This window comes from Photobacterium angustum (assembly GCF_003026365.1).
Classification (GTDB): Bacteria; Pseudomonadota; Gammaproteobacteria; order Enterobacterales; family Vibrionaceae; genus Photobacterium; species Photobacterium angustum.
Genome location: NZ_PYOM01000062.1, coordinates 1 through 540 on the forward strand (window position 1 = coordinate 1; position 540 = coordinate 540).

The following is a 540-nucleotide window of genomic DNA, read 5'->3' on the forward strand; positions in this document are numbered from 1 at the left end:
CATTCATTACCACAAATCACTTACCCTGAAAAAGACGAAGTGCTTGGTGCTGCTTACTCAAAAATATATCTTGATTCAATGGGCACAGATAAAAAACATGACCTTTATGATATTTATAAAGAACAATACCTTGAAACAATGAGACATTTATCTGATACCCAGAAAAAACAAGTCAACGACTTTGCTAAAGAGTTCTTAAGTAAACATACAGTAAGGGCGCTTTACTAAGCCTACCCTATCATTAGTTGCTTTAAACGCTCCCTCTAATGGGAGCGTTTTTTATCGGTGAAAACAAATATGTAAACGGTTACTTGAATATGTATCGAAGATTTATCTAGAAAATTTAAGCCTTCAGGCCAATTATTGCCCAGTATTGATTAGGTGTACCCTTACCTATCTCAACTTATCAGTAGCCCCCATAACAGCTTTATAGGCAGTAATAAGGATTAATAAATAATGCAAAAAGTAAAAATAGGTTACCGGTGGCTGTTATGTTTATGCCTGTTGTGCGCCTCACAAACACAGGCACAAACAACATAC

The 540-nt window shown here is 35.7% G+C and carries 1 pseudogene; it reads left to right on the top strand.

What is annotated here, in order from left to right:
* Positions 1-228 (top strand): annotated as a pseudogene (locus tag CTN01_RS22880) (hypothetical protein); the annotation flags it as partial.
* Positions 229-540: the final 312 nt, after the last annotated feature.